General features: G+C 70.3%; 20 protein-coding genes. 9 read left to right on the plus strand and 11 right to left on the minus strand.

The window, feature by feature from the left end:
• Positions 1-42: 42 nt before the first annotated feature.
• From trmD to proS, 6 genes are all read right to left on the minus strand, one after another.
• Positions 43-864 carry a tRNA (guanosine(37)-N1)-methyltransferase TrmD gene (trmD, locus tag JAO81_RS10100; protein ID WP_165332920.1) on the minus strand — a complete coding sequence of 274 codons (822 nt, stop codon included), beginning with the start codon at positions 862-864 and terminating at the stop codon, positions 43-45.
• Positions 864-1,445, minus strand: coding sequence for a ribosome maturation factor RimM (gene rimM / locus JAO81_RS10105; RefSeq protein WP_199547449.1), 582 nt, complete (start codon positions 1,443-1,445; stop codon positions 864-866). The genes trmD and rimM overlap by 1 nt, the downstream gene beginning before the upstream one ends.
• Before the next feature lie 125 nt (positions 1,446-1,570).
• Positions 1,571-1,810: an RNA-binding protein gene (locus tag JAO81_RS10110; RefSeq protein WP_165332918.1), complete on the minus strand. Its 240-nt coding sequence runs from the start codon at positions 1,808-1,810 to the stop codon at positions 1,571-1,573.
• A 2-nt stretch (positions 1,811-1,812) separates the two neighbouring features.
• Positions 1,813-2,253: a 30S ribosomal protein S16 gene (rpsP, locus tag JAO81_RS10115; RefSeq protein ID WP_199547450.1), complete on the minus strand. Its 441-nt coding sequence runs from the start codon at positions 2,251-2,253 to the stop codon at positions 1,813-1,815.
• Between the two features lie 195 nt (positions 2,254-2,448).
• Positions 2,449-3,042, minus strand: coding sequence for a hypothetical protein (locus JAO81_RS10120; RefSeq protein WP_199547451.1), 594 nt, complete (start codon positions 3,040-3,042; stop codon positions 2,449-2,451).
• Positions 3,043-3,301: 259 nt separating this feature from the next.
• Positions 3,302-4,717, minus strand: a complete 1,416-nt coding sequence (gene proS, locus JAO81_RS10125; protein ID WP_199547452.1) for a proline--tRNA ligase — start codon at positions 4,715-4,717, stop codon at positions 3,302-3,304.
• 252 nt (positions 4,718-4,969) lie between these two features.
• Between proS and JAO81_RS10130 the strand changes: the two genes are divergently transcribed.
• Entirely contained in the window at positions 4,970-5,833 is an 864-nt protein-coding gene (locus JAO81_RS10130) for an SAM-dependent methyltransferase (protein ID WP_199547453.1), read from the plus strand.
• A gap of 206 nt (positions 5,834-6,039) precedes the next feature.
• Here the strand turns inward: JAO81_RS10130 and ftsH are convergent, their stop codons facing one another.
• Positions 6,040-7,965, minus strand: a complete 1,926-nt coding sequence (gene ftsH, locus JAO81_RS10135) for an ATP-dependent zinc metalloprotease FtsH (protein ID WP_307813267.1) — start codon at positions 7,963-7,965, stop codon at positions 6,040-6,042.
• A gap of 143 nt (positions 7,966-8,108) precedes the next feature.
• Here ftsH and yhfZ point away from each other — a divergent pair, with 143 nt between their 5' ends.
• The 8 genes from yhfZ (at position 8,109) to JAO81_RS10175 (ending at position 16,191) form a co-directional block, all read left to right on the plus strand.
• The gene (gene yhfZ / locus JAO81_RS10140) at positions 8,109-9,050 is read left to right on the plus strand and encodes a GntR family transcriptional regulator YhfZ (RefSeq protein ID WP_199547454.1); all 942 of its coding nucleotides are present in this window, start codon (positions 8,109-8,111) and stop codon (positions 9,048-9,050) included.
• A gap of 243 nt (positions 9,051-9,293) precedes the next feature.
• Complete coding sequence (locus JAO81_RS10145; RefSeq protein WP_199547455.1) at positions 9,294-9,671, plus strand: PRD domain-containing protein; 378 nt, start codon at positions 9,294-9,296, stop codon at positions 9,669-9,671.
• A gap of 58 nt (positions 9,672-9,729) precedes the next feature.
• Positions 9,730-10,086 (plus strand): DUF2620 domain-containing protein, encoded by a 357-nt coding sequence (locus JAO81_RS10150; protein WP_199547456.1) that lies wholly within the window; start codon positions 9,730-9,732, stop codon positions 10,084-10,086.
• A 138-nt stretch (positions 10,087-10,224) separates the two neighbouring features.
• Positions 10,225-11,508, plus strand: a complete 1,284-nt coding sequence (locus JAO81_RS10155) for a YhfT family protein (RefSeq protein ID WP_199547502.1) — start codon at positions 10,225-10,227, stop codon at positions 11,506-11,508.
• A gap of 63 nt (positions 11,509-11,571) precedes the next feature.
• Positions 11,572-12,519, plus strand: coding sequence for a phosphotriesterase (locus JAO81_RS10160; protein ID WP_199547457.1), 948 nt, complete (start codon positions 11,572-11,574; stop codon positions 12,517-12,519).
• A 61-nt stretch (positions 12,520-12,580) separates the two neighbouring features.
• Positions 12,581-13,780: an aminotransferase class V-fold PLP-dependent enzyme gene (locus tag JAO81_RS10165; RefSeq protein ID WP_199547503.1), complete on the plus strand. Its 1,200-nt coding sequence runs from the start codon at positions 12,581-12,583 to the stop codon at positions 13,778-13,780.
• Positions 13,781-13,786: 6 nt separating this feature from the next.
• Positions 13,787-14,977 (plus strand): alanine racemase, encoded by a 1,191-nt coding sequence (locus tag JAO81_RS10170; protein ID WP_199547458.1) that lies wholly within the window; start codon positions 13,787-13,789, stop codon positions 14,975-14,977.
• Complete coding sequence (locus JAO81_RS10175) at positions 14,974-16,191, plus strand: phosphopentomutase (RefSeq protein WP_199547459.1); 1,218 nt, start codon at positions 14,974-14,976, stop codon at positions 16,189-16,191. The genes JAO81_RS10170 and JAO81_RS10175 overlap by 4 nt, the downstream gene beginning before the upstream one ends.
• A 96-nt stretch (positions 16,192-16,287) precedes the next feature.
• Here JAO81_RS10175 and ffh read toward each other — a convergent pair whose 3' ends face one another.
• The 4 genes from ffh to JAO81_RS10195 form a co-directional block, all read right to left on the minus strand.
• Positions 16,288-17,847, minus strand: coding sequence for a signal recognition particle protein (gene ffh, locus JAO81_RS10180; RefSeq protein ID WP_199547460.1), 1,560 nt, complete (start codon positions 17,845-17,847; stop codon positions 16,288-16,290).
• A 207-nt stretch (positions 17,848-18,054) separates the two neighbouring features.
• A complete protein-coding gene (locus tag JAO81_RS10185; protein WP_199547461.1) occupies positions 18,055-20,490 on the minus strand; it encodes a [protein-PII] uridylyltransferase in 2,436 nt (811 codons plus the stop codon).
• A 31-nt stretch (positions 20,491-20,521) separates the two neighbouring features.
• Entirely contained in the window at positions 20,522-20,860 is a 339-nt protein-coding gene (locus JAO81_RS10190; RefSeq protein ID WP_030231663.1) for a P-II family nitrogen regulator, read from the minus strand.
• Positions 20,857-22,218, minus strand: a complete 1,362-nt coding sequence (locus tag JAO81_RS10195; protein ID WP_199547462.1) for an ammonium transporter — start codon at positions 22,216-22,218, stop codon at positions 20,857-20,859. The genes JAO81_RS10190 and JAO81_RS10195 overlap by 4 nt, the downstream gene beginning before the upstream one ends.
• Positions 22,219-22,606 lie beyond the last annotated feature (388 nt).

The following is a 22,606-nucleotide window of genomic DNA, read 5'->3' on the forward strand; positions in this document are numbered from 1 at the left end:
TCCCCCTGTGGCAGGGGCGCACGCTGGACGTACAGCAGCGACCTATTCTTCCACGGCCTCGCGTTTACGCCAAAACCGGCCGCCGGGCTCCGGCTCCCAGCCGAGGATCGAGAGCATCTCCCGGTCCTTCTTGTCGAATACGGCGGCGTCGCAACGCTCAATCAGATCGGGCCTGTTGGCGGTCGTACGCCGCAGCGCCTCGTCCCTGCGCCAGCGGGCGATCTTGCCGTGGTGGCCGCTGAGCAGTACATCCGGGATCCCGTGTCCACGCCACTCGGGCGGCTTGGTGTACACGGGGCCTTCGAGCAGATTGGCCATGGCGCCGGGCGCGAAGGAGTCGTCACGGTGGGATTCGGCGTTGCCGAGGACGCCGGGCAGAAGCCGGGCCACGGCCTCGGTGATCACCAGGACGGCGGCTTCTCCGCCCGCCAGGACGTAATCGCCGATCGACACCTCGTATACGGGCATACGCGTCGCGTACTCGTCCATCACGCGCCGGTCGATGCCCTCGTAGCGGGCCGGCGTGAAGACCAGCCAGGGCCGCTCGGAGAGCTCGACGGCGAGCTCCTGGGTGAAGGGCCGGCCGCTGGGCGTGGGCACGACCAGCGCGGGGGCGCCGACGCCCGCCTCGTAGCCGTCGGCGAGCAGCTCGTCGAGGCAGTCGCCCCAGGGCTCGGTCTTCATGACCATGCCGGGGCCGCCGCCGTAGGGGGTGTCGTCGACCGTGTTGTGCCGGTCGTATGTCCATTGCCGCAGGTCATGAACGTGCACATCGAGCTGTCCGCGGGCGCGGGCCTTGCCGACGAGCGAGACGTTCAGGGGTTCCAGGTACTCCGGGAAGATCGTGACGACGTCGAGCCGCATCAGGCGTCGCCGTCCTCGTCTTCGCGGGAGGAGGCGACCTCGGCGTCTTCGCGGGAGGAGGCGACCTCGGCGCGGTCGTCGATCAGTCCGGGCGGCGGATCGATCACGGCCCGCTGCTTCTCGAGGTCGATCTCGGTCACGATCTCCCCGACGAACGGGATCATGACCTCCGTGCCGTCCTCGCGCTCCACGATGAACAGGTCCTGCGAGGCGAGGTGCGAGATCTCGGTGATCCGGCCGATCTCGGTGCCGTCGGCGAGCACCACGTCCAGGTCCATGAGCTGGTGGTCGTAGTACTCGTCCTCGCCCTCGGGCAGTTCCTCGGGGTCGACGTCCGCGATGAGCAGGGTGTTGCGCAGCGCCTCGGCGCCGGTGCGGTCGCTCACGCCCTCGAACCGCAGCATGAGACGCCCGCTGTGCACACGGCCGGCCGCGATGGTCAGCGGTCCCGTGGAGGCCGGGTCGGTGGTCAGTACGGCGCCGGGGCCGAGCCTGAGCTCCGGCTCGTCCGTGCGCACCTCTACGGTGACCTCGCCCTTGATGCCGTGGGCGCGGCCGATCCGTCCGACTACGAGCTGCACTGTGTCTCCTGTTGCTTCACGACGTACGTACATCTTCCTTCACGACGTACGCACGCGTCCTGACGTACGACGACGGGCCGGGGCGGGCCGAAGCCCTCCCCGGCCCGTGCCGGTACTGCTGTGGTTCAGCGAACCTGGTCGACGTCGACGAGGTCGACGCGGACACCGCGGCCGCCGATGGCACCCACGACGGTCCGCAGGGCGCGCGCGGTGCGGCCGTTACGACCGATCACCTTGCCGAGGTCGTCGGGGTGGACCCGGACCTCGAGCACGCGACCGCGGCGCAGGTTCTTGGAAGCGACCTGCACGTCGTCGGGGTTGTCGACGATGCCCTTCACGAGGTGCTCGAGAGCCTCCTCGAGCATGCTCAGGCCTCGGTCGACTCGGTGGAGGAGGCCTCGGCCTCGTCCGCCTTCTTGTCGGCCTTCTTCGCCTTCGGCGTGATGGCCTCGCCCTTGGCGTCGTCACCCTCGATGCTCTTCGCGAACGCGTCGAAGGAGGCGCGCTTGTCTTCCTTCGTCTCCGGCTGCAGCAGCGGCGCCGGGGCCGGCAGGCCCTTGTGCTTCTGCCAGTCACCGGTGAGCTTCAGGATGGCCATGACCGGCTCGGTCGGCTGGGCGCCGACGGACAGCCAGTACTGGGCACGCTCCGAGTCGACCTCGATGCGCGAGGGGTTGTACGTCGGGTGGTACAGCCCGATCTCCTCGATGGCCCGGCCGTCACGGCGGGTACGGGAGTCGGCGACGACGATGCGGTAGTGGGGCTGGCGAATCTTGCCGAGACGCTTCAGCTTGATCTTGACTGCCACGGGAGTGGTGTCTCCTGGTCTATGACGTGGTTGGGCACATGAGATGCCACGTGGGGTTGCGGTACTCGGGTGCCCGATGGACGCGTCAGCCGGAGGCGAGAGGGTTCCTGTGCGGCTGTCGAGTACAGCTAGCCATTGTGCCATACGTGGCCGGGGCCCCGTCCCGGGCGGGCCCTCGACCACGGCGGGCGGGGCTCAGCCCGCCACCACCACCGCCTCCGGGATACGGAACGGCTTGCCGCAGCCGCCGCAGACGATCGGGGCCTGGGCCAGGACCGAGGGCACGACGCGGACATTGCGGCCGCAGTCGCAGACCGCCTTGACCCGGACACCACCGCCCGACGAGCCGTGCCGTGCGGCCGGACCGCGGAAGGAGCGGGCCGTGTCCGCCGAGGTCGCCGCCGTGTGCGCCTTGAGGGCGCGCTGCAGCCGCTCGATCGTCGGCCGGTAGCGCTTTCTGGCCTCCGGATTCAGCGTGACCAGTGAGAAACCGCTGCTCGCATGCGGCTCGGCCGGGTGGTCGAGCCCCATCTCCTCGGCGATCGAGAGGAAGCGGCGATTGTGGTAGCGCCCCGCGCGGGAGGTGTCACGGATGCCACGGGCCGCGGCGATACCGTGCACGGCCTCGTGCAGCAGACGCTCGAAGGAGAGCTCGGCGCCACAGGCGGACGAGGACTCCCCGATCAGGGATTCGGGCGCGGCAAGATCGGGCAGCTCGGGGTGGAACCGTTGAATCTCGGCCCACGCCTGCGCCAGCTCTGCGGCGAGAACAGGTGGTGTCGTGCTCACGTCGTGATAACGAGCCAAGGTGCCTCGGTGTTCCTATTCCGGGGCATCCCAAATAATTTGCCCGTACCAGTCAGTTGCCGCTCATACGGCGGGACGAGGGCGGGTGCGCTGATCTGCGGATTAGCCGCATACCTCGTACTAAGTGGGTACGTAGCGGCGTGTACGCCCCGGCGCGTAGAGCAAGCACACACGCCGGGGCGGCAGTTGTCACGCGGTACGCAAGAGGCTTTTCCGCCTCTTTAGATGCGGAGGTTCCGCATCAGTAGGCACGCGCCACGAGCGCGACCGCGCCCGGTTCGTCGTCGGACTGCGGGACCGAGCCGTCCTCGGCGACCAGACACCGTACGGTCACCGCGTTCTCCGCGAGCTTCGCCTCGCCCGCCTCGCCGAGCGTCGCCCACGGGATGCGGGCCCAGCCGCCGGCCGCGGCGACCTCGGCCGCCTCCGTGATCGTCGCGACCTCCGAGGTACGGGACTCACGGCGCTCCCGCGACTCCCGCAGGAGCTGGGCCTGGTCTTCCTCCAGGAGCCCGGGCAGCAGAGCGGCCAGCGCGTCGAGCGCGACCGGCTCCTTTCCGCCCGGGATGCGGCGTACCAGCATCGCCGTGCCGTTCTCCAGGTCGCGGGGGCCGACCTCGATCCGTACCGGAACGCCCTTGAGTTCCCAGTCGACCGCGCGCCGCCCGAAGGGGGTGTCCGTACGGTCGTCGACCTGGACGCGGATTCCCGCGGCCTTCAGGCGGTCGCCGAGCTCATGGACCTTGGCCAGAACCGCGTCATCGCCCTTGATCGCGAGGACAACGGCTTGAACCGGCGCCAGCCGGGGCGGGACGCGCAGACCGCTGTCGTCGCCGTGCGACATGATCAGGCCACCGACCATGCGCGTCGAGGAACCCCAGGACGTCTGCCAGACGAGCTCCTGCTTGCCGTCCTTGGAGAGGTACTGGGTCCCGAAGGCCTTGGCGAAGTTGGTGCCGAGCTCGTGGCTCGTGCCCATCTGGAGCGCCTTGCCGTCGCCCATCATCCCTTCCAGGGTCAGGGTGTTGACGGCTCCGGCGAAGCGCTCCTTCGGGGTCTTGCGGCCGAGGACCACGTCGATCCCGAGGACGTTCACCATGAAGTCGGCGTACACCTTCTCGTGGATGTGCGCGGCATAGTCACGCGCCTCCTCGTACGTGGCGTGCGCGGTGTGACCCTCCTGCCACAGGAACTCCGTCGTGCGCAGGAAGACCCGCGGCCGCATCTCCCAGCGCACCACGTTCGCCCACTGGTTGATGAGCAGGGGCAGGTCCCGGTAGCTCTGCACCCACTTCGCGAAGGAGGCATTGATGATCGTCTCGGAGGTGGGGCGGACCACCACCGGCTCTTCGAGCTCCTTGCCCCCGCCGTGCGTGACGACCGCGAGCTCGGGCGCGAAGCCCTCGACGTGCTGGGCTTCCTTGGTCAGATACGACTGTGGGATGAAGAGCGGGAAGTAGGCGTTCTGCGCGCCGGCCGCCTTGATGCGGGCGTCCATCTCCTGCTGCATCCGCTCCCACAGGCCGTAGCCGTACGGTCGGATGACCATGGTGCCGCGCACCGGGCCGTTGTCGGCCAGCTCGGCCTTGGTGATCAGGTCCTGGTACCAGCGCGGAAAGTCGTCCGCCTGGGGCGTGAGAACGGGTGCCTTTGCCATGGCGCGCATGGTACGTCCGGGGCTGCGCCGAAAGGGAGTTCATTTCCCCGGCCCGGGGCTCGGCGGGGCGCACTCAAGCTTTGCATTCGCCCTCTGGACGCGGGCGCGGATGGGGGGTTGTCTGGCATACGGGGGGAGTGCGGGCGCACCGCACGGGGGCGGGCAGTCCGGAACAACACCAACACATCGGCACACCGGCACACCAAGTCACCGTCGACACTCTCGGCTCTCTCGGCGATTGGGGCGCTCTTCATGACACCTACGCTCGCGCAACGGCACCTGACCCACCCGGGTACCAGCACCCCCCGGGCGACGGATGCCCAGCTACGCGCGCGTGACTGGGCGGAGATTCAGGAGCGGATGCTCGTACCGCTCTACGACGCGGTCCACGAACGACTCGAAGTAGGCGCCGGTACCCGGCTGCTGGGTCTCGGCTGCGGCTCCGGGCTCGCTCTCCTGATGGCGGCCACGCGCGGCGCCTCGGTCACCGGCGTCGAGCATCTCTGCCCCGAGCGGCTCGCCCTGGCACGCGAGCGGCTGCTGCCCGACGGACTGTGGGGCGACCACGCGGCCGACGCCCGGCTCATGGAAGGCGGGCCCGAGGCCGCGGTGGACGTCAGTCGTCCCCCGTACAACATGATCACCGCGTTCCAGCCGATCGGCTGTATGTCCGGGGACTCGGAGGGGCTCGCGCCCCTGCTCCAACGGGCGGCGCCGCTCGCCGACCGCGGGTCGCTCGTGGTGCTCGCCGGGTGGGGGCCGCCCGAACGGTGCACCACGTCGTCGGTGCTGCGGGTGGCGACACGGCTGGCGGATCCGCTGCGCTCCACGGGCAGTTGGCGGCCCTCGGAGCGGGACGATCTGGAGGACGTGGCCCAGCGGGCCGGGCTCAAGCCCGACGGCTCGGGACGGGTGGCCTGCCCGTTCGGCTACGCGGACATGGACAGCGCGGTGCGCGGACTCCTGTCGACCGGCCTGTTCGACGCGGCGGTCGGCGCCACGGACGCACGCCAGGTACGCAAGGAACTGACCGAGGCCCTGCATCCGCATCTGCGGAGGGACGGGACGGTGTGGATGGCGAACGTGTTCCGGTATTTGGTGGCGCGGACGAGGTGATGGGGGCGGGGCGGGGGCCCGGGCAGGCCCTCCCTCTCGGGGGAGGACGGGGTCCGGGGCAGACCCCTCCCTCCCGGGGGCCGAGCCCTTCCAAGGCTATCGGCGCCCACTGACAATCCCGCCGATCACTCGCCTTCTGACAACCCCGCCGACCACTCGCCTTCTGACAACCCCGCCGATCACTCGCCCCTCTGACAACCCGCCGTTCACTCCCCCTTCGTCAGCCGCGTGATCCCCGCCGCCCGATAGGCCTCCGCCTCGTCCAGCGTCTCGTTGGCCAGCAGTGCCTCCGAGAGTGCGTCCAGCTGGGCGCGGTGGTCGCGCAGTTGGCGGCAGGCGGCCTCGTAGCACTCGTCGACGATGCGGCGCATCTCGCCGTCGATCGCGTCGAGCGTCGAAGGCGCAGCGGTCAGGCCGTACGGGCTCTGGCCGTCGTTCGGGACCGCCGAGAGGCGGCCGACGCGCTCACTCATGCCCCAGCGGGCGACCATGCCGCGGGCGATGTTGGTGACCTGTTCGAGGTCGTTCTCGGCGCCCGTGGTGATCTCGTCGAAGACGACCTGCTCGGCCGCCATGCCGCCGAGCGCGCCGATGATCCGGCCGCGCAGATACTCCTCGGTGTACGCGTACTTGTCGGCGTCCGGAGTGGAGAGAGTGACCCCCAGCGCGCGGCCGCGCGGCACGATGGTGATCTTGCGGACCGGGTCCGCGCCCGGCTGCAGCATGCCGAGCAGCGCGTGCCCGCTCTCGTGGTACGCGGTGCGCCGGCGCTCCTCGTCGGGCATCACCAACGGGCGTTCGGCGCCGAGCTGGACCTTCTCCAGGGCGTCGGACAGGTCGGACTGACTCACCTCGGACTGCTTGCGCTTGACCGCGAGCAGGGCCGCCTCGTTGGCCAGGTTGGCGAGTTCGGCACCGGTCATACCCGGTGTCGTACGGGCGACCTGGGCGAGGTCGACGCCGTCCGCGAGCGGGATGTCGCGCGTGTGGATCTCGAGGATGGCCTCGCGGCCCTTGCGGTCGGGCGGGCTCACCATGACCGTGCGGTCGAAGCGTCCCGGCCGGGTGAGCGCCGGGTCGAGGATGTCGGCGCGGTTGGTGGCCGCGAGGACCACGACGCCCTCGGAACCGGAGAAGCCGTCCATCTCGGTGAGGATCTGGTTGAGCGTCTGCTCGCGCTCGTCGTGTCCGCCCATTCCGGAGCCGCCGCCGCGGGCCCGGCCGATGGTGTCGATCTCGTCGATGAAGATGATGGCGGGCGCCACCTTCCGCGCCTCGGCGAAGAGTTCGCGTACGCGCGAGGCGCCGACGCCCACGATCATCTCGATGAACTCGGACGCGGACGCGGAGAAGAACGGCACCTCGGCCTCGCCCGCGACGGCCCGCGCGAGCAGCGTCTTACCGGTTCCGGGCGGGCCCGCGAGGAGCACGCCGCCGGGCATCTTGGCGCCCATCTTGCGGTACGCATCGGGGTTCTTGAGGAAGTCGACGACATCGTTGAGCTCGCCCTCGACCTCGTCGATGCCCGCGACATCCGCGAACGTGGTGCGCTTGGCGCCCTCCAACTCGACCGGTTTCGGCGGCTGTTTGCGCCCCAGCATGCCGCCCGCGCCGCCGCCCATCCCTGCGGCCATCCGGCGGGCCATGAACATCCACAGGCCGACGAGCAGCAGGATCGGCAGAAGGGAGAGGAGCAGGTTGGTCAGGAGGCTCGGTTCCTTGTAGACCGGCTCCGCGGTGACGGTGACCTTCTGCTTGGTCAGCTCGTCCCAGATCTGATCGTCCGCCCAGCTCGGGCGCTGGGTGATGAACTCCTGGTAGTTCCCCTTGCCGCCGTCGGGGACCTCGGCTTCCTTCTTGAGGTCACCCTGGATCTGGTCGCCCTTGGCGTAGATCTTCTCGACGTTGCCGGCGTTCAGCTGGCTGCTGAACTCGGTGTACGAGATCGTCTTGGGCTTGTCGTCGCCGAAGAAGCCGAGCAGAAGGTTGGTCAGCAGATAGACGAGCAGCGCCGTCCACAGCAGGCTGCGCCAGGACAGCTTCTTCTTGGGCGGGGGCGGCGGCGGTGCACCCTCGGAGCGCCACGGCTGGTCGGTGCGGTCGCGCGGGGGCACGGGGCTGGGGGCTGTCACGCTCGCCATTATTCGAGAGGCGGGCATGTCCGGCATTTTGGGCACCTTCACCAAGCCGGGCATAGCCCCGCTTCACCAAGCCGGGCGCGGCTCCGCCGCGAGACCCTTGCACAATATCCAGGATCCTGGTTACTGTCGGCTGCGTGAACGGCATCGACGAGCGCTTCCTGACCCGCAACGGCCTCACCGCACGCCAGCTGGCGGTGCTGCTCCTCGGCCATGAGCCCGACACCCGGCTCCCCCGGCTGCGGGACTTCGCCGAAGAGCTGAAGGTCGGCAACGGCACGGTCCAGGCCGCGCTGCAGCTCCTGGAGGAATCGGGCGCCATCACCACCCAGGCCCGGGGCCACCTCGGCACGTTCCTGGTCCGCTCGGACCGCGCCATACTGTGGCGCCTCTCGGGTCTGGGCACCCTGCTCGCCGCGATGCCGCTGCCGTACTCACGGCGTTACGAAGGTCTCGCGACCGGGCTCCGGAGCGCTTGCGAGCAGGCCGGCGCCCCGTTCGCCATCACGTTCATGCGCGGTGCGACCGACCGGGTCACGGCGCTGGTCGAGCGGAAGGTCGACCTGGTCGTCCTCTCGCGCTTCGCCGCGGACCGGCTGATCGAGGCGGGCGAGCCCGTCGAGCTGGTCGCCGATCTCGGACCGGCCACCTATGTCGGCGCTCACGGGATACTCGTCCGCCAGGGCGCCGAGCCCACGCGGCCCGGGCTGCGGGTGGCGATCGACCATTCCTCGCAGGACCAGTCGATGCTCGTCGAGCGGGCCTTCGCGGGGCGCGACGACATCGAGTGGGTCGAAGCCTCGTACATGCAGCTGCGCGATCTCTTCCGGCACGCCCGCGTGGACGCCACGGTCTGGAACATCGACGAGGTGGACCGGCTCGGCGGCGATGTCGTGGACGTGCTCCCGCTCGGCGACGAGATCACCCGCGAGCTCTCCCTGCGCAACTCCTCCGCCGCCATCGTCGGGCGGTCCGAGGGTGCGCACGCGCTGGAAGCCGTACGGGACGGACTGGATCTCTCGCTCGTCACCGCGCTGCAGCAGGAAGTGCTGCGGGGCGAGCGGATCCCCTCGTACTGACCGGCGCCGGACCACTAAAGGGCCCGGTCAAGGGCCCGGTCAAGGACCCGGTCAAGGACCCGGTCAAGGACCCGGTCAAGGACCCGGTCAAGGACCCGGTCAAGGACCCGGTCAAGGACCCGGTCAAGGACCCGGTCAAGGACCCGGTCAAGGACAGGACCAAGGGCCCTCTTGAGAATCCAGAATCCTGGTTACTGTCCAAGGCAAGTGAAGGAAATGGCCCAAGTGAAGGAAGGGAAGGTCATGGACGATCAGCTCGCGCTCCGCATCCAGCTGTTCCGTGAGAGCGGTCAAGTCCGGCCCGAGGTGGCCGACTTCGTGACCGCCGAACTGATCGCGCTCACCGACGGGGGCCGCCGGGTCACCGAGGAGACCGCGGGCATGCTCACCAGCCATCTGATGATGGCGCTCACCCGCCTCCTGGCCGGCGAGCCGATCGAGCAGTTCCTCACCGACGAGCAGGTACGGGCCGAACTCGCCGCCCACCCCGAGGCCGTGACCCGCGCACGCGAGATCGCCGGGCGCGCCGGCACCGCACTGGGCGCCCATCTCCCGGACTCCGAGATCAACTTCCTCGCGATGCACCTGGCCGTCCTGGCCCAGCAGACATCCACCCGCTGAACCATCCACCATCCACCCGCTGAACCCCCCGCACACCCCACACGAGAAGGACAGCACCATGACGAAGATCCTCACCGGCGGCGTCGGCAAGGTCGAGGTCGCGGACACGGTCAAGCGGCTCGGGCTCGAAGGCGTCGAGGTCGTCGTGTCCAGCGACATGGACGCCGCGATGAAGCTGCGCGTCAACCAGGCCGACTTCTACCTCGGCACCTGCCACACCGGCGCCGGCGCCTCGCTCGGCGTCCTCGTCGGCCTGATGGGCCAGGCCGCCTGCCACACCTTCGGCCGGAGCATCCCCACCGAGGACGAGGTCGCCGCCCTGATCGCGAGCGGCAAGAAGGTGTTCGGCTTCGCCATGGACCAGATCGGCGAGGCCGCGCCGGTCATCGCCCGCGCCATAGCCGCACGCGGCTGAGACCCGCCGTAAGCACCCAGGGCACAAAGGAGTGACCTCGTGATCCCCGCCGCCTACCCGGCCGCCTTCGTGCAGAGCGACCCGCACACCCTCCAACTCGCCGCGGCCAACCTGGACTTCACGCTGCCCCAGCAGCTGATGGTGATCGCGCTGTGTGCGCTGACCGCGTACATCTCGCACATGGCGCTGGCCGTCTTCAACGACGGTGTACGGCCGTTCATGCTCGACTTCATCCAGAAGCGCACGACCCGCAGCGCCACCACGGCGGTGTCGTTCGGCCTCTCGGCCGGGTTCATCTTCGGTCTGGGTGCCCCGATGGCGCTGGTCTCCGGGGTGCTCAACCCCTGGCTGCTGTTCCTGCCCACCGACATCCTCGGCCTCCTGTCGCCGAAGAAGTGGCTGGCGCCGCTGCTCGGCGCGGGCTGGGGCGCGGTCGTCGTCTACGGGCTCGGCGGCGCGAACGACCTGGCGAAGAAGCTGCCCGTCGACTTCCTCGACGCGATGCAGCAGATGTCGACGCCGATCCTCTTCCTGTTCGCGCTCTTCCCGGTGCTCGCCGTCACCAAGCAGTTCGGCCGCCTCCGCGGCGGCATCGTCGGCGTGGTCGAGCTGGCGCTCGTGGTCATGACGATGAAGCTCTGGCCGACCGTGTTCCCCGGCGCGATCGCCATGGCCGTCGGCGTCCTGGCGCTCATCGGTTTCGCGATCGACAAGGACCTGAAGCAGCGCAGGGCCGACAAGGCCGCCGGAGTCTCGTACGAACTCCCCGAGGGTGTCGAGGACCCGATGGCCTCGCTGTTCAGCGCGAGCGCGGCCCGGCTGCGCAAGTACCTGCCGCTGTTCATGGTGCTCGGCGCCGGTGTCTGTGTCCTCGCGCAGATGAAGATCTTCGGTGGTGGCGAGGCGACCAGCTTCCTGATCGCCAAGGGCCAGTACGCGGAGGCCGCCCAGGTCGACTTCTACCGGGTGTTCGGCTTCATCCCGCTGATCGCGACGACCGCGCTCGCCTCCGGTGCGTACGGCATCGCGGGCTTCACCCTCGCGTATCCCATCGGCTATCTGATGCCGAACCCGTTCCTCGCCGCTCTCGCCGGCGCTGCGGTCTTCGCCCTCGAAGTCCTGGCCCTGTCGTACATCGGCAAGGCCCTCGGCAAGCTCCCCAGCGTCCGCGACTCCTCGGAGCATCTGCGCAGCGCGATCAGCGAAGCGCTCGGGCTCGCGATCCTCTTCGGTTCGCTGATGGCCGCCAATGCGATGGGCGGCGGCCTCGGCATCCTCATCTGCGGCGGTCTCTATCTGATGAACGAGGCCATGGGACGCCCGGTCGTGCGGATGGCCGCCGCGCCGGTCGCGGTGATCATCGGCGGCATCGTGCTCAACCTCCTGTACTGGATGAACCTGTTCACCCCGATCAAGGGCTGAGCCGGCCACCTCCTGAAGGAACAGCGGCAAGCCGCCTGAGAGAACAGCAGTAAGGCGTACGACATGAACCACCTGCAGACCGTTCTCGGCCCCCTCTCCCCCACCGACGTGCACGGTCCCGCACTCGCCCACGAACATCTGGCCCTTGATCTGGACCGCTCAGGCGACCGGGCCGCCGCCCTCGACCCGCAGGTGCACGGGCCGCGGATCACCGGGGAACTCACCTCCCTGCGCGAGGAGTTCGGCCTCGCTCTCGTCATCGAGCTGACCTGCCGGGGCATGGGCCGCGACGTCGAGGCCCTGGCGCAGATGGCAAAGGAGTCCGGGGTCGCCGTGGTCGCGGCGACCGGCTGGTACTACGAGCCCTTCCACCCCGAGGAGATCGGCGACGCGAGCGTCGAGCAGCTCGCCGGCACCCTGATCCGCGAGATCGACGGTGGGATCGGCGCCACGGGCATACGGCCGGGAGTCATCGGAGAGGTCGGCAGCCACGGTGATACGCCGAGCGAACCCGAGACGCGTTCCCTGCTCGCCGCCGCCGAGGCGGCCACCGCCACCGGGCTCTCCGTCGCCACCCACGCCCAGCTGGGGCGCGGCGGTCTCGCCCAGCTCGACCTCCTGACCGGCGCGGGCCTGGCCCCGCACCGGATCTCGATCGGGCACCAGGATCTGCTCGACGAGCCGTCCGTGCACCGGGAGTTGGCGGCAAGCGGCGCGTACGTGGCCTTCGACACCGTCGGCAAGGAGAGCTACCAGCCCGACGCGACCCGGCTTCGGCTGCTCCTGGAGCTCCTGGAGGCCGGCCATGCCGACCGGGTGCTGCTCAGCTGCGATATCTCGCGACACGGCTATCTGGAGTCCGAAGGCGGCACGGGGTACGGCCACTTGTTCCGTACGTTCCTGGGGCAGGCCAGGGCCGCCGGTGTCGACGAGGACCTGATCGATCTGATGACGCGCCGCAATCCGGTGCGCTTCCTGACGGGCGGCGCCGCCGCCCACGAGGACGTATGAGATGAAGCTCCCCGAAGCTGAGATGAAGCTCCCCGAAGCCGAGACGAAGCTCCCCCGAGCCATGAAGCTCCCCGAGACCTTCCCGCTGGCCACGGTCCCGCTCCAGGACGCGATCGCCCGGCAGTTCCGGCTGATGGAATGCGTGGCCGCCCACTTCGAGGGCGAGCAGTTGTTCAGCGCCGACGCCGGGGTCGTGCCCGGGCTCGGCAGGCCGCGTACGACCGCACGCGTCGAGGCCGTGCTCGCCGACTTCTTCGGCGCCGAGGACGCGGCGCTCGTCCAGGGCGCGGGCACCGGAGCGATCCGGGCCGCGCTCACCACGGCGCACGGACCGCTGCTGATCCACCGCGCGCCCATCTACCGCAGCACCGAAGTCACCCTGCGCGGCCTGGGCATGGAGACGGTCGAGGTCGACTTCAACGACCGGGCCGCCCTGGACAAGGCCCTCGCATCCGGCCGCTTCACCTGGGCCTACGTGCAGCACACCCGCCAGCGCCTAGGCGACTCGTGCGACCCGGGCGAGGTCCTCGCGGCCTGCCGCGCGGCCGGGGTGCGCACCCTCGTGGACGACAACTACGCGGTGCTGCGCACGCCCGCCGCCGGAGTCGAACTCGGCGCCGACGCCTCGTGCTTCTCCCTGTTCAAGCTGCACGGGCCCGAGGGCGTGGGCGTCGTGGTCGGCGCCCACGATGTCGTCGAACGAGTGCGGGCCGACAACTACTCGGGCGGCGGCCAGGTCCAGGGCCACCAGGCCCTCGACGCGCTACGGGCGCTGACCCACGTACCCGTCATGTGGTCGGTGCAGTCGCAGGTCGGGGCCGAGGTCGCCGAGCGGCTGACGGCCGGCGAGGTCGAGGGCGTGGCGGAAGTGCGGATCGCCAACGCACAGGACCGCTGCCTTCTCGTACGACTCGACCGCCCCGTCGCCCGTGAACTCCCCGCCGTCGCGGCGAAGTTCGGAGCCGCCCCCTATCCCGTGGGCTCCAACTCGCGCTACGAGATCGCCCCGCTCTTCTACCGGATGTCGAGCTCGTCCCTCGACGACGCACCCGAGCTCGCCGACTGGACCGTACGGATCAACCCGATGCGGGCCGGCGCCGACCTGGTGATCGGCATCCTGCGCCAGGCCCTGGCCGAGTTGCCCGCGCCCCACGGCGGTGAGCCAATCCCGTCCCACGGCAATGAGCCACTCCCGCCGCACAGCGATGAGCCGCTCCCGCCCCGCACCGACAAGCCCTTCGCGCCCCACAGCAAGGACTGAACGACCGTGTTCCTCGACACCCTCCTCGCACGCAACCCCGCTCTGGCCGATGCGGCGGCCGAGCTGCACCGTTCGGGAGCGATCCCCCCGGACACCTACGTCATGGACCTCGACGCGGTCGAGGCCAACGCCGCCCTGCTCGCCGCCGAGGCCGAACGCCTCGGGCTCACCCTGTGGTTCGTGGTCAAGCAGTTCGGCCGCAACCCCGAGCTGATCAAGGCGATCGCCCGGCATATCCCGAAGTTCGCGGCGATCGACCCGCCCGAGGCGCGCATCCTGCACGATGCGGGCGCCCGGGCCGGAAACCTCGGCCATCTGGTGCAGATCCCGCACCGCCAATTGCCCGAGCTGCTCGCCTGGCGCCCGGAGACGGTCACGGTCTTCGACCTGGCGAACGCCCGAGCCGTATCGGATGCGGCGCGTGAACTCGGCTTCGTACAGGATGTGTTGATCCGCCTGGAAGGCGCTCCGGGCGCGGTGTATCCGGGGCAGGAGGGCGGGGTGCCGCTCGACTCCCTCGATGCCTTCGCGGCCGAGGTGGAGCAGCTCGACGGCATCCGGATCGCGGGCGTGACCGCCTTCCCGTGCGTCCTGTGCGACCCGGAGGACGGCACCCCGCGCGCCACCGCCAACTTCGAACTCGCCCTCAAGGCACGCGAGTTGCTCGCCGACCGCGGCCACAGCAACCTCAAGCTCAGCGCCCCGAGCGCCACCTCGACGGCCTCGCTCCCGCTGCTCGCCTCCCTGGGCGCCACGCACGGCGAGCCGGGCCATGCCCTGACCGGCACCACCCCGCTGCACGCGGTCGATCCCGGCCAGCCGGAGACACCCGCGTACGTGTACGTCACCGAGGTCGCCCACACCCTCGCCGACGGCCGACCGGCGGTGTACGGCGGCGGGTTCTACCCGCGCGCCGGCATCAAGGAGGCGCTGCTCCCGCGGACGGGCACCCGGCTCACCGTCCTCGACTCCCCCGCCGAGAACATCGACTACTACCGGCTCCTCGAAGCCTCCCCCGAGGCCCGCGCGGGCGACACGGCCCTGCTCGCCTTCCGTACGCAGATCTTCGTGACCCGCAGCAATGTCGCGGTCGTCGCCGGCCTGTCGACCGGCAGCCCACGGCTCACCGGCCTGTACGACGCGCTGGGCCGCCCGCACGGCCCACTGGGCGTTCCGCACCCGGAGGTGACGGCATGAGCCGCACGGTCATCGTCGTCATCGACGGCTTCGGCGTGGGTGCGATGCCGGACGCGGGCGCTCTTCGCCCGGGCGATCTGGGGGCCGACACCTGCGGCCACGTACTCGACCACTGCGGCCGCACCCTGCACCTTCCCGCCCTGGGGAAGCTGGGCCTCGGCCTCGTCCATCCGCACGCCAGCCTGGCCCGCAGCACACCGCTGCCGGTCGCGGCCGGGCGCGCGGCGCTCGGCTACCCGGGCGCCGACACCTTCGCCGGGCATCAGACGATGATGGGCGCCGACTTCAGCAAGGTCACGGTGGCGCGGCTCGCGGAGCACTTGGACGAGGTGGGCTCCGCGCTGCGCGCGGCGGGCCATCGGGTCGAACTCCTCGGCGGAAAGCCCCTGTTGGTCGTGGACGGCGCCGTCCTCGTCCACGACAACCTCGAAGCCGACCCGGGCATCAACTGGAACACCTCGGGCCGCCTGGAGGACTTCCCCTTCGCGTCGATCCTCTCCATCGCGCGTACGGTGCGGTCCGTCGCACCCGTCGCCCGGGTGATCGCGGTCGGCGGTCACGCCACAGAGCCACTGCCCGCGTACGTACGGGACGGGGACGCCGGCACGATCGGCCTGGACACTCCGGCCAGCGGGTTCTACCTGGGCGGCGGGCTCGAAGTGCAGCATCTGGGCGCCGAGTTGGACCACACGCGCCAGCTGCCCTCGCTCGCGGCGGCCGCCGGGATCCCGGTCACACTGGTCGGCAAGGCGGCCGACATCCTGGAGTGCGCTTCCGCGATACGACGCCCTGCGGTGCCCACCGCCGAGGTCCTGTCCCACACGCTGGAGGCGGCCCGCCGCCCCGGTCTGGTCGTGGCCAACGTCCAGGAGACGGATCTGGCCGGCCACCAGCAGGACGTACGCCGCTTCGGGGAGGTCCTGGAACAGGTGGACGCCGGCCTCCTGGAGCTCCTGTCGCTCCTGGACTCCCCGGGCGACCGTCTGATCGTCACCGGTGACCACGGCAACGACCCGACGATCGGGCACGCGTATCACACGCGGGAGTACGTCCCGGTGCTGATCCACCGCCCGGGCGCCCCGGGGGTCGAACTCCTGCCGGACGCGGGGTCGTTGGCAGATGTGGGGGCCACGGCTGCGGCGGCTTTGGGGGTGGATCCGGCGGGGCTGGCCAATGGGGCTGCTCTGCGGGTCGGGGTGGGCGAGGGAGTTTGATTCCCCTACCCGCCCCTTCCCGAAACTGGTGGCTACGCCCCCAGGCCCCAGAATCCGACCTTCGGCCGGATGGCCTCAATCGCCGGCCGGCCTGGATCAGCCCATGAACTTCTTGAACTCGTCCGGAAGCTCGAAGTCCTTGCCGCCCTGCTCACCGGCCGGCAGCCCGAACGCCCCACCACTCTGGGCCGCCTGCTCCCGCTTGGCCTGAGCCGCCTGCTCCTCGGCCTTGCGCTTCATCGGGTTGCCCGACTTCCGCTTGCCCTTGGCCTGCTTCTGCTGCTTCTTCTGCCGGCCGGGACCGCCACCCATGCCCGGCATCCCGGGCATCCCCGGCATACCGCCGCCCTGAGCCATCCGCGACATCATCTTACGCGCCTCGAAGAACCGCTCGACGAGGTTCTTGACCGCGCTGACCTCGACACCGGAACCCTTGGCGATACGGGCGCGGCGCGAACCGTTGATGATCGTGGCGTCCGCGCGCTCCGCCGGCGTCATCGACTTGATGATGGCCGCGGTGCGGTCGACATCGCGCTCGTCGATGTTGTTGATCTGGTCCTTGATCTGACCCATGCCCGGCAGCATGCCGAGCAGCTTCGAGATCGAGCCCATCTTCCTGACCTGCTCCATCTGAGCCAGGAAGTCGTCGAGCGTGAAGTCCTTGCCGCCCTTGGCGCTCTGCAGCTTGGCGGCCATCTTCTCGGCCTCGGCCTGCGAGAAGGTCTGCTCGGCCTTCTCGATCAGGCTGAGCATGTCGCCCATGCCGAGGATGCGGGACGCCATGCGGTCCGGGTGGAACGCGTCGAACTCGTCCAGCTTCTCGCCGTTGGAGGCGAACATGATCTGGCGGCCGGTCACGTGCGCGATGGAGAGCGCGGCACCACCGCGGGCGTCACCGTCGAGCTTGGAGAGCACCACGCCGTCGAAGCCGACACCGTCGCGGAAGGCCTCGGCGGTGTTGACCGCGTCCTGACCGATCATCGCGTCGACGACGAAGAGGACCTCGTCGGGCTTGACCGCGTCGCGGATGTCCGCGGCCTGCTGCATCAGCTCCTGGTCGATGCCCAGGCGGCCGGCGGTGTCGACGATGACCACGTCGTACTGCTTGGTCTTGGCGTACTCGATGGAGTCCTGCGCCACCTGGACCGGGTCACCGACACCGTTGCCGGGCTGCGGGGCGTAGATGCCCACGCCGGCGCGCTCGGCGACGACGCTGAGCTGGTTGACGGCGTTGGGGCGCTGCAGGTCACAGGCGACGAGGAGCGGCGCGTGGCCCTGCCCCTTCAGCCACAGGCCGAGCTTTCCGGCGAGCGTGGTCTTACCGGCACCCTGCAGACCCGCGAGCATGATCACGGTCGGGCCGGACTTGGCGAAGCGCAGGCGGCGGGTCTCGCCGCCGAGGATGCCGACGAGCTCCTCGTTGACGATCTTGATGACCTGCTGCGCCGGGTTCAGCGCCTGGGAGACCTCGGCGCCGGTGGCGCGCTCCTTGATCTGCTTGATGAAGGCGCGCACGACGGGCAGTGCGACGTCGGCCTCGAGCAGCGCGATACGGATTTCCCGTGCCGTGGCGTCGATGTCCGCCTCGCTGAGGCGACCCTTGCCGCGGAGGTTCTTGAATGTCGCTGCGAGGCGGTCGGAGAGAGTATCGAACACGGCGGTCGCGAATCCTCGGGTCGGTGGCGGGCGGGGGTTGTGCGCCTTCCAGGGTATCTGGCCGCGACAGTGGGCCGTCCGTGCGTACGGAACTAGCTGTCCGTGCGTACGGAACCAGCTGCCCGTGCGTACGGAACCAGCCGTCCCTGCCGTCACAACCAGCTGTCCGTACGCACGGAACCACTCGACCCACCCGTCCTCGAGGCCCTACCGCAACGCCCCCTCCACCGACCGCACCACCTCCGCCGCATCGGCGGCGGCCAGCGGTGCTCCCTCGGGGCTGGTCACGTAGAACGCGTCCACCGCGTTGGACCCCAGCGTGCTGACGTGCGCGGAGCGCACCATCACCCCGGCGCCCTCCAGCGCGCGTCCGATCCGGTGCAGCAGCCCCGGTGCGTCCTGGGCCCGCACCTCGATCACGGTCGCAAGGCGCGAGCCCGCCGGCGCGACCGACACCCGGGCCGGCGGCGCCACCGCGCCGCGGCGCCGCGGATAGGCCGCGTCCCGCTCGGCTAGGCGCGCCGCGATGTCGAGGGACCCGTCGAGGGCCCGTACGAGATCGGCGCGCAGCCGGGCCGCCTCGGGCAGCGAGCCGTACTCGGCGGCCACCCGCCACTGGAGCAGCAGCACGGACCCGGCACCGGCCCCGGAGCCGACCTCGTCCGGCAGGGAGATCGCCCCCAGATCCGCCGTCCGCACGGTGAGCCGGTGCATCGCGAGCACACCCGCCACCGCCGGCAGCACCCCCGGCTGGTCCGGCACGGCCACCAGGAGCTCGACGCCGACCGGTTCGTCCGCGGCACCGGCTTCCATCTGCGCACGCAGCGAAAGGACGGGCGCCCCGGTCCGGAACGCCTCCAGGGCGAGCCGCTCCTGCTCCACGGTGTTCGGGACCTGCAACGGATCCGGCACCGGATCGCCGGCGAGCAGCGCCCCCACGCGCTTCACGAGGTCGGCCACCAGGGACCCCCGCCACGTCGACCACGCGGCGGGCCCGGTGGCCAGCGCGTCCGCCTCGGTCAGCGCGTGCAGCAGCTCCAGCGTGGAGCTGGACCCCACGGCTTCGGCGACCGACCGGATCGTCGCAGGGTCGTCCAGGTCGCGCCGGGTCGCGGTGTCGATCAGCAGGAGGTGATGGCGTACGAGCGTCGAGAGGACCTCGACATCCGCGCGCTCGAAGCCGATCCGCGCGGCCACGTCCCGCGCGATGACCTCCCCCGCCTCGGAGTGGTCCCCGGGCCAGCCCTTGCCGATGTCGTGCAGCAGCGCGGCGACGAGCAGCAGGTCCGGCCGGTGCACCCGCCGCGTCAGCTCGGCCGCCTGGACCGCGGCCTCGACGAGATGCCGGTCCACCGTCCAGGTGTGCACGGCATTGCGCTGGGGCCGGCAGCGCACCCGCTCCCAGTCGGGAAGGAGCCGGGTGATGAGGCCCTCGGCCTCAAGGGCTTCCCACACCGCGACCGTCGGCCGCCCGGCCCCGAGCAGCGTCACGAACTGCTCGCGCGCCTCGGCCGGCCACGGTGTCGACAAGGGACGTGCCGCGCTCGCAAGGGCCCGTACGGCATGCAGGGAGAGCGGAAGACCGGCCTGCGCGGCGGCCGCCGCGGCCCGCAGCGGCAGCACCGGATCGCGCTCCGGCCGCGCGACACGTGCGAGCACGACCTCGCCGTCCTGCTCGACGACCCCCTCCGCCAAGGGGGTGCGCTCCGGCGCCGGCTTGGCGCCGAGCATCGCCCGCAGCCGCGGCTTCGCCTTGCGCGAGCGCAGCACCCGGCTCACCTCGCGCCAGGTCACATCGCTCGCGTACGAGATGGTCCGGGCCGCTTCGTATACCTGGCGAAGGAGTGCGTCGGCGTCCAACAGGCCGAGTGCGGAAGCGACTTGATCCTGCTCTTGCAGAGCGAGCCGATCCGTGGCCCGTCCGGTGACGAGATGCAGTGCGTCGCGTACGTCGAGCAAGTGCCTGCGCGCCTCGTCGAGCCCGGCCCGTGGCGCGTCGGCCAGCCAGGACGCCGCCACCGCCCGCAGCGCGGTCGCGTCACGCAGCCCGCCCCGCGCCTCCTTGAGGTCGGGTTCGAGAAGATACTGCAACTCCCCCTGCCGCTCGGCCCGTTCCTCGCACAGCTCCCGGAGCTCCCCCAGCCTGCGCGGTGCCTGGTTCCGCCAGTCGGCCAGCACGGCGGTGCGCAGACCGGCCGTGATCCCCAGGTCACCGGCGACATGCCGGGCGTCGAGCAGTCCGAGCTGGACCTTGAGGTCGTCGCCGGCCGTCTTGCGCGCCTCCCCCGACGTACGCACCGAGTGGTCGAGCGCGAGCCCGAGGTCCCACACCGGGTACCAGATGCGGTCGGCCAGCGCGGCGAGCGCGCCGGCGTCCGCGCTGCCGTCGTGCAGGAGCAGCAGGTCGAGGTCGCTGCGCGGTGACAGCTCACCCCGCCCGTATCCGCCGACCGCGACCAGCGCCGTCCCCTTCAGCGGCTGCGCGGTGAACAGGCCGGCCAGCCAGTCGTCCGTCAGGCGCGCCAGGGCAGCACGGCGCGGCGGCCCGGACTGCTCCCCCTGAAGGAGGCGCAGCCGGGCCGCCGCATAGCCACTGGGTCCTGAATCCCCCTGAGATTCCGTCACGGTGTCCGTAGTCGTCACCCAGCAGCTCCTTGCCTGTTCAGTTGCCCGTTCAGAGCGCGTCGGGCCCGCGCTCGCCGGTGCGGACGCGTACCGCCGTCTCCACCGGAATCGACCAGACCTTGCCGTCACCGATCTTGCCGGTACGGGCGGCCTTCACGACGACATCGATCAACTGCTCGGCGTCGTCGTCCTCGACCAGTACCTCGATACGGATCTTGGGCACGAGGTCCACCGTGTACTCGGCACCCCGGTACACCTCGGTGTGTCCGCGCTGGCGGCCGTACCCGCTGGCCTCGGTGACGGTGAGCCCGTGCACCCCGAAGGCCTGCAGGGCCTCCTTGATCTCGTCGAGCCGGTGCGGCTTCACGACCGCGGTGATGAGCTTCATGCGTCAACCTTCTTTGCGGGTGCGCTGCTGTCCTGGGCTGCGGCGGGCGGTGCGGGGACCGCTGCGGTACGGGAGGCCGTACCGCCGCCCGCGCCGCTGAAGTCGTAGGCGGACTCGGCGTGTTCGACCGTGTCGACACCCGTGACCTCGTCGTCCTCGGAGACCCGCATCCCGATCGTCTTGTCGATGACGAAGGCGAGGATGGCAGAGACCACCAGGGAGTACGCAAGGACACCGAAGACACCCGCGGCCTGCTTGCCGAGCTGCGAGGCGTCGCCCCCGTAGAAGAGACCCTTGACGTCGCTCTGCACACCACCGGTGGCGAAGAAGCCGACGAGCAGCGAGCCCACGACACCGCCGACGAGATGGACACCCACGACGTCGAGCGAGTCGTCGTAGCCGAACTTGAACTTGAGGCCCACGGCCATGGCGCACAGGACACCCGCGATCGCACCGACCGCGATCGCACCGAGCGGCGAGACCGCACCGCCGGACGGGGTGATCGCGACCAGACCGGCCACCGCACCGGAGGCGGCACCCAGCGTGGTGAACGCGCCGTGCCGGATCTTCTCGTACGCGAGCCAGGCCAGCATCGCGGCGGCGGTGGCCACCTGCGTGTTGACGAACATGACCGCGCCCACGCCGTCGTCGTTGCCCAGCCACGAACCGGCGTTGAAGCCGAACCAGCCGAACCAAAGGAGACCGGCGCCGAGCATCACCAGCGGCAGGGAGTGCGGCCGCATCGGGTCCTTCTTGAAGCCGACCCGCTTGCCGATCACGAGGATCACACCGAGGGCCGCGGCACCCGCGTTGATGTGCACGGCGGTACCGCCGGCGAAGTCGATGACGCCGAGCTCGAAGGCCCAGCCGCCCGCGCCCCATACCCAGTGCGCGACCGGGAAGTAGACGACCGTGGCCCACAACGCGATGAACAGCGCCCAGGCGGTGAACTTCACGCGGTCCGCGAGCGCACCGCTGATCAGGGCGGGCGTGATGATCGCGAACATCAGCTGGAAGACGGCGAAGACGTAGACGGGGATGGTGTACCCGGGCCAGAGCTCGGTGATCCCGAGGCCGCTGAGGCCGAGGAAGTCGCCCTCCCAGCCGATGATGCCGCCCTTGTCGGTGCCGAAGGCCATGCTGAAGCCGTAGAGAACCCACAGGATCGTGACGATCCCGAGGCTGATGAAGCTCATCATCAGCATGTTCAGCGTGCTCTTGACGCGGACCATGCCTCCGTAGAAGAAGGCAAGTCCAGGCGTCATCAGCATCACCAGGGCGGAGCAGATGAGCATGAACCCGGTGTTGGCAGACGAGAGCGTGGGCTCCTCTGCGGCGATCATGATGCCTGGGGGCATCGGCGTCTCCTCGTCGTCGTATGCGGCCCGTGCGGGCGAAGCTCTGCGTGCATGAGGGGTGGGCCGTCAGGTGGGCCGTTGCGGTCGGCCCGGGTGAGCGGGCCATTGCGGTCGGCCGGTTATGCGCCAGAGATTCCCGCAGCGCCGTTTCGGCGGATGCCGCTCGATGTTTCGCGGCAGTGACGAAGAGGTCGCGCGTGTTACGCGTACATGAACTGCCCCTGTCGGGCGGCTTGTCCGCTTCTATCCTGTGCAGCACACAAAAAACCCGGCCGCGGGGGCCATCCGGTTGACCTGGCGGTGGGGGAGCCGAGTCGGGTGATCCGGGATGGGCGGCCCCGGCCCGGGGGCCTGGGGGGGCCGGCCCAGGCCGGGGGGGGGGGAGGCC

Source organism: Streptomyces sp. N35, from assembly GCF_016464295.1.
In the GTDB taxonomy this organism is placed as follows: domain Bacteria; phylum Actinomycetota; class Actinomycetes; order Streptomycetales; family Streptomycetaceae; genus Streptomyces.